This is a genomic window from Algoriphagus aquimarinus (assembly GCF_900112005.1).
GTDB lineage: Bacteria > Bacteroidota > Bacteroidia > Cytophagales > Cyclobacteriaceae > Algoriphagus > Algoriphagus aquimarinus.
Window position 1 is genome coordinate 43,247 of sequence record NZ_FOKK01000024.1, and the last position, 7,249, is coordinate 50,495.

The 7,249-nt window shown below is 39.9% G+C and carries 5 protein-coding genes; 2 read left to right on the top strand and 3 right to left on the bottom strand.

The window, feature by feature from the left end:
* Position 1: 1 nt before the first annotated feature.
* Entirely contained in the window at positions 2-1,498 is a 1,497-nt protein-coding gene (locus BM291_RS20260) for an acetyl-CoA carboxylase biotin carboxylase subunit (RefSeq protein ID WP_092901273.1), read from the bottom strand.
* 179 nt (positions 1,499-1,677) lie between these two features.
* On the opposite strand from BM291_RS20260, the gene BM291_RS20265 reads away from it, so the two are divergent.
* Both BM291_RS20265 and BM291_RS20270 read left to right on the top strand, forming a co-directional pair.
* Positions 1,678-2,928 (top strand): aminotransferase class I/II-fold pyridoxal phosphate-dependent enzyme, encoded by a 1,251-nt coding sequence (locus BM291_RS20265; protein ID WP_092901276.1) that lies wholly within the window; start codon positions 1,678-1,680, stop codon positions 2,926-2,928.
* Between the two features lie 101 nt (positions 2,929-3,029).
* Entirely contained in the window at positions 3,030-3,206 is a 177-nt protein-coding gene (locus BM291_RS20270) for a histone H1 (RefSeq protein WP_092901279.1), read from the top strand.
* Between the two features lie 66 nt (positions 3,207-3,272).
* Here BM291_RS20270 and BM291_RS20275 read toward each other — a convergent pair whose 3' ends face one another.
* Positions 3,273-5,114, bottom strand: coding sequence for a M1 family metallopeptidase (locus BM291_RS20275; protein WP_092901294.1), 1,842 nt, complete (start codon positions 5,112-5,114; stop codon positions 3,273-3,275).
* A gap of 188 nt (positions 5,115-5,302) precedes the next feature.
* A partial coding sequence (locus BM291_RS22110) for a MopE-related protein (RefSeq protein ID WP_175499754.1) occupies positions 5,303-7,249 on the bottom strand: 1,947 nt, incomplete at its 5' end.

Here is a 7,249-nt window from a genome sequence, read left to right on the forward strand (position 1 = left end):
TTTAGTGTAATCTATTTCTCCAAGCCGATTCTGTGTTGTCAGCTGATGTATTCTTCAAACTTCCTGAAGGCTTGTTCTTGGTAAAAAACTCTACAGCCAAGGCTGAAATCACTTCGAGTTCGGAATCTGTAAATTTCTGGTCAAGCACTGAGGGATTGAAATAGTTTTCCACGAATTTGGTATCAAAAGCTCCACTCACAAATGCTTCATGTGTAATCGCGAATTTACAAAAATCAAGTGTAGTCTGAATCCCTACAATTTTAAAATCCTCAATCGCACGTACCATTTTTTCGATAGCTGCATTACGGTTTTCAGCATGAGTGATCAACTTGGCTATCATCGGATCATAATAGATAGGAATGTCCATTCCTTCTTCGAATCCATCGTCTACTCGAATTCCTGCTCCTTGAGGACGCTTATAGGTTTCAAGTCTTCCTATATCTGGAAGAAAGTTATTTCTAGGATCTTCGGCATACACCCTTACTTCAAGGGAATGCCCGTTTATCTTCAGTTCATCCTGCGTAAAAGAAAGTGGGTTTCCTTCGGCTATTAAAATTTGCTCCCGAACCAGATCCTTTCCAGTAATCATCTCTGTCACCGGATGCTCCACCTGAAGGCGAGTATTCATTTCGAGAAAGAAGAAATTCAATTGTTCATCAACAATGAATTCCACTGTACCTGCCCCATAGTAGCTACAAGCCTTAGCTACGCCTACCGCAGCTTCTCCCATAGCTTTTCTCATTGCTGGAGAGACGACCGCTGAGGGAGCCTCCTCTATGACTTTCTGATGCCTTCTCTGTATGGAACACTCCCGCTCAAACAAATAAACAATATTTCCCTGCTGATCACCCAGCACCTGTATTTCTATATGTCTAGGAGAACTGATGTATTTTTCTATAAAAACAGCACTATCTCCAAAGGAAGATTGTGCTTCACTAACTGCTCTTTGCATCTGCTCCTCAAACTCTCCTTCATTCTCTACCACTCTCATTCCTTTTCCTCCACCGCCCGCGCTGGCTTTGATTAGAATAGGATATCCAATTTCTGATGCTCTAGCTTTTGCAACAGGAATATCAGAAATAGCTTCTTCAGTGCCCGGCACTAATGGGATATCATATTTCCCTACAGCCTGCTTAGCTGCAAGCTTAGATCCCATCACCTCAATAGCTTCAGGTGAAGGTCCTATAAAAATTAATCCAGCCTGCTGTACTTTTCTAGCAAAATCTGCATTCTCCGACAGGAAGCCATAGCCTGGATGTATTGCATCTACACCTAGTTCTTGGCAAACAGAAATTATTTTATCTCCAAGTAAATAAGATTTGTTAGACGCCGGTGGACCAAGACAAACGGCCTCATCTGCGAAAAGAACATGTGGAGAAAGTCTATCTGCCTCACTATAAACAGCAACGGTAGCAATCCCCATTTCTCGGGCAGTACGCATGATACGCAAACTGATTTCTCCTCGGTTAGCTACAAGTAGTTTTTTGATTTTGGACATTATCTCTGGTATTAAAAGCTAGAAATTTGGGTTTAGGCGAAATAAAGAAAATTATCCGAGTATTGTTAAGATTCGTTGGTTTCGCAAAACGTTTTTTGCATAGCAGGCATTAAAGTTTTATTTTTGGCGGATTTTAATGAACAGATCATTAAATCCACTAACACTTAAATTCGAAAGCTTTGGATCTATTTGCAAAATTAAAAATGAACATGGGCCCTTTGGGCAAACACTCTGAGTTTGCAGACGGCTATTTCTCCTTCCCCAAACTAGAAGGTGAAATTGCTCCGAGAATGAAATTTCAGGGGAAAAATGTTCTAACCTGGAGTTTGAATAATTACCTAGGCCTAGCAAATCATCCTGAAGTACGGAAAGCTGATGCTGATGCCGCTGCACAATATGGCGCTGCCTATCCTATGGGCGCACGTATGATGTCAGGACAAACCAGCCTTCACGAGCAACTAGAGGATGAATTGGCCGCTTTTGTCAACAAAGAGAAAGCCTATTTATTGAATTACGGATACCAAGGTATCATGTCTGTGATCGACTCACTTCTTGACAGAAAAGATGTAGTAGTTTATGATTCAGAATGTCATGCTTGTATCATCGATGCACTTAGAATGCATTTGGGTAAGCGTTATGTTTTCCCTCATAATGACATTCAAAACTGCGAAAAGCAGCTAGAAAGAGCGACTAAACTTGCCAACGAAACCGGCGGAGGAATCCTTGTGATCACCGAAGGTGTATTCGGTATGACAGGAGATCAAGGTAAGTTGAAAGAAATCGTTGAGCTTAAGAAGAAGTTTGATTTCAGACTGCTAATTGACGATGCGCATGGTTTCGGTACTATGGGTAAGACTGGTGCAGGTACAGATGAAGAGCAAGGTGTACAGGATCAAGTAGATCTTTACTTCTCTACTTTTGCAAAGTCAATGGCTAGCATCGGTGCATTTATCGCTGGTGATCCAGACGTTATTATGTTCTTGAGATATAACATGCGTTCTCAGATCTTCGCTAAGGCTCTTCCAATGCTATTGGTTGCAGGTGCGTTGAAGCGTCTTGAACTATTGAAAACTCAACCTCAACTGAAGGATAACCTTTGGAAAATCGTAGGAGCACTTAGAAAAGGACTTCATGACAATGGTTTCAGTACTGGAAAATCAAATTCTCCTGTAACTCCAGTAGTACTTAACGGAACTGTAGGTGAGGCTGCTGCATTGACTCAAGATCTTAGAGAAAACTACAGTATATTCTGTTCAGTAGTTATCTATCCTGTAATACCAAAAGGAATGATAATCTTGAGATTAATTCCTACAGCTGTTCATACACTTGAGGACGTTGAAGAGACGATCACTGCTTTTGCAGCAATTAAGGAAAAACTAACTAGTGGTGTATATAAAAATTCCGAGTTGGCAATGTCTGTTGGTGAGTAAAAATAATTCAAAAAAAATGCCCTTAGAATTGAATTAGCAAGTATTTGGGCTATATTGAATTGCAAATAACTTATCATCAACTTTAATAAAACACTTTTACTATGAGCAAATTTAGTGAAGTAAGCGAACTGGTTAATTCTCTTAAAGACGATTTTGAAAAGTTCTACAACAAGGGAAATCAGGCAGCTGGTACTCGAGTAAGAAAAGGAATGCAGGACTTGAAAAATATGGCTCAAGACATCCGTAAAGAAGTTCAAGACAAGAAGAACGAAGGATAATTCCACAAACAAAAAAAGGTGACTAATTAGTCACCTTTTTTTATGCTCATTTTCTACTCGTGAAGCTTAAAACTCCAATTTATTATTATCCTGATCTATATCAGCTAACCTCTTACTAGGATCAATTTCAATAGATTTGATCAAGTCTGATTTTTTATTGATTCTGATAGTCTTAGTCAAATTAGTCCAAGGCCAATCTTCAGAAATCACGCGAGTTGGAGCACCAGCTTCAGCAGCTTTATCACCCCTCATCATCTCTAGAGGCAAATACACCATCTCAGAAGTACCATCTTTATATGTGATCACCAAGTCTATAGGCATTGGCATAAGGCCAATTCGCTCAAGCGTGATATCTGTTTGATCACCTTGTGGCGTCATTTTCTTCACCGCATAGTCAATAGTCTTAGTTGTATATACAAAATACTCTTTGTACCAATCCAACTCCAGGCCACTCTCTTTTTCCATAATACGAACGAAGTCGTTCACATTCGGGTGCTTGAAGCCCCAAGTATTCCAATAGCTTAGAATTCCTTTATCTCTAGCTTCTTCACCGATGATATAACCCATCTGAGCCATAAATACCGCTCCTTTGGAATAAGCCGCAGAACTATAAGCTCCATTAGTATCATAATGATCACCATGTGTACTCATAGGCTCTTCTTTGCCAGATTTCACCAATCTGTAATAACCTGAATAAGATCCTCTCAAAGGTGCCTCGCTAGCTTTGTAAATAGCTGACATGGTTAACGCAGAAGCATAACTTGTAAATCCTTCGTCCATCCATGGATAAAGTGCTTCGTTAGTAGCTATTACGCCTTGATACCAGCTATGCGCCAGTTCGTGAGCCATTACACCAACAAGTCCATTAAGATTACGTCCACCAGTCACTAGGGTAGCCATAGGATATTCCATTCCGCCGTCTCCACCTTGGATGACAGAGAACTGCTTGTATGGATACTGACCAAAATGCTTTGACATAAACTCAATCGCCTTTGGAGTATAGTCCATAAGCTTCACCCAGTTCTCCGTTACGTCATCTGTAGGAATATAAAGATGATGAACAGTTACACCACTTTCCATTAAGAATTTGTCGTGACGATACTTAGGATCCGCAGCCCACATGAAATCGTGAACATGTGGAGCTTTGAAGTGCCAAGTCAACTTATCACCTTTAACTGGAGCCACTTTTACACCTTTATCTTCATAACCGTGACCGATCTCGTTAGGATTTTGAAGATAACCTGTACCGCCAAGAACGAACGTTTTGTCTATCGTGATTTTGATGTCAAAATCTCCCCAGATGCCATAAAATTCTCGGCCTATGTAAGGATTAGCATGCCATCCTTGCTCATCGTATTCAGACATTTTAGGATACCATTGTGACATAGAATATCTCACACCTTCACTGCTATCTCTTCCTGATCTTCTGATCTGTACTGGTACCTGGCCATTGAAAGCCATTTCGAATTTGGCATCTGAATTCGGCAAGATTGGCTCGGCAAGCTCAACTTCCAAAATAGTCCCAACTTCCTTATATTCAACAGATTTACCATTCATGGTCAAGCTACTAACTCTCAAATAACCAATTTCGTCAGGCTTCAATTTACTGATACGATCCCCTACTCTACGGTCTGGATCTGCGATACTTCTAGATCTCTCGTCCATCATACTGCCTGGTTGAAAGGCATTGAAGTAGAGATGATAGAAAACCCGATGCAAAGTATCCGGAGAATTGTTGGTATAAATCAATACCTGAGTACCCTTGTATTGATTGGTTTTGACGTCCATATCGACGTCCATTTGATAGTTGGCAGCTTGCTGGAATCTACCCGTTTGGGCAAAGACTCCACTGCTAAGTACCATTAAAAGAAAAAGCCCGTAAAAAGGCTTAGCCAAGTTAATATGCATAGTCATGTAATTTTTACAAAGAAAACTAAAATGGCAAGCTAGCCCAAACCACCAGTCAAAAATTGGGGTTAAAAAAAAATCCAGAAGTCTAATTGTAAGTTCAACCAGGAGGTGGTTGATGTTAAAGTTGTACTAAAAAAAAATGTGCCTGGAATAAATCCCAAGCACATTTCTAGTTGATCATTCCCTTAATTCACTTTAATTAAACGCTTAGTAATTGTTTCAAAATTGATCTGAACCTGCACTTGATATATTCCATTACTCAATAATCTCAGGTCAATTGTTCGGATAAATCCTTTTTCATAATCGCCCGACTCTTCAAATACTAGCTTTCCTGATGTATCAAACACCTTCAAGGAAACGATAGACGGTGCGGCGAAATCGACTTTCACATTTGTTTCATTCGTAGCTGGGTTAGGATAAACCTGCACAGAATTCGTGATACTTTCTTGGAACAGAACAAACTCATTGGAAATCACATTACCAACGATATCAATACTTGAAACATTGATTAGTAGTGAGTTGGAATCAGGTTCTCCGCCTTTCCAAATCAATTTATTCTCACTAATATAAATCTTAGGATTGGTCTCAAGCTCATATGTATGATAATCGTGTGCTGGATCCACCGTTTCCAAAACTCCAATTACATCCCCTCCTTTAATATCAATCGGGATAATTTGATTGGAAAGGTTTATGGTTTTTGGAGAAGCTTTGTCCAACACAAGTATCGAAGCTTGGACATCCTCTGATAATAAGGAGATGTCAGAATCAAGCAACAAACCATCGATAAACTGAATCCCTTCTAGCACTGGATTGTACTGCTCTATATTCCATACAGCAGACTTTCCAGGGATTTCACCTACAATCTTATCAAGCTTGTTCTGAAGAATTTCATTGGAGGTATTCCATTCTACCACAAGTAATTCAGAATTATTGATCGACTTATTGGCTCCTTTCTTAGGGTTATGAATTACGATATTTCCACCTGTGAGATCTGTAGTTGCCTCTTCTTTATCTGATGCTCCATATTGATTGTCATATACAATTTCAGAAGTTGAAGTTGACCATATCTTGATTCTAAACTTATCAGTTTCATTCACATCTTTTTTGCCTCCATCAATTGCAGATACCATAAATGAATAACCTGATTGACCATTAATGCTTCCTTCTCCTTTGTATATGGCTTTATACCCTGCAATTACCAAAGACATGTCATCGTACGACGAACTATTAAAGTTCAAACCACCATTCTTGAATTGGAACTCTGTATTTCCATCAACTTTATTACTGCCTTTTTTATACTTAGCAACGAATCCAAAATTTGCTCTTCCTTCTACATTTAAGTCCCGTAGGTAAGCTCCTTTATGAGACCATATGGTTCCACCGCCAGTCACAAATCCTCCATCTGGATCAAAAATAACGGCTAAGTCCATAGCGTAGACCAGTTCACTTCCACATTCATCTTTTACAAAAAGCCTAATCTGGTAGACTCCTGGAGTAGAATAAATATGAGATGCGGCGAAAGATAAATTAGGATCAGTTATAAATGAGGTGCTTCCATCGTCCCAATCCCAATATGCTTCTAGGATATTTCCATTGACAGTGGCCGATACATTTATTGGTGTATTGATTTGATTGGGTTCCAATGGTCCTGACGTACTTACTATCTCTAGCACTTCGGAACATGGATCTTGGTCACAACTACCTATAATACCAGGGTTCATAAATTCATCAGAATCGTCACAATCTTGATCATTGCTCACATAGCCAACAGGAGTACTACAGGATTGAATCGTATCGCTAGCATCCCCAAAGCCATCACCATCCTGATCTCGGTAATAAGTAGTCAATCCAATCGCATTCGGATCTTCCCCATCGATTAAGCCATCACAATCATTATCCTTACCGTCGCAAAGCTCTGGTGCTCCTGGATAGATCGTGTCGTCAGAGTCGTCACAATCTTGAGCATTTGTTACATAGCCTGGTGGAATAGCACATGATTGAATCTCATCAGCTGCATTCCCAAAGCCATCACCATCTTGATCTCTGTAGTATGTAGTCAAGCCAATAGCATTTGGATCATCACCATCTACCAAACCATCACAATCATTATCCTTACCGTCGCAAAGCTCTGG

What these genes read in the sequence shown, in the direction of transcription:
- BM291_RS20260 (WP_092901273.1), bottom strand. Translation starts at nt 1,498, where the DNA reads ATGTCCAAAATCAAAAAACTACTTGTAGCTAACCGAGGAGAAATCAGT.
- BM291_RS20270 (WP_092901279.1), top strand. Translation starts at nt 3,030, where the DNA reads ATGAGCAAATTTAGTGAAGTAAGCGAACTGGTTAATTCTCTTAAAGAC.
- BM291_RS20275 (WP_092901294.1), bottom strand. Translation starts at nt 5,114, where the DNA reads ATGCATATTAACTTGGCTAAGCCTTTTTACGGGCTTTTTCTTTTAATG.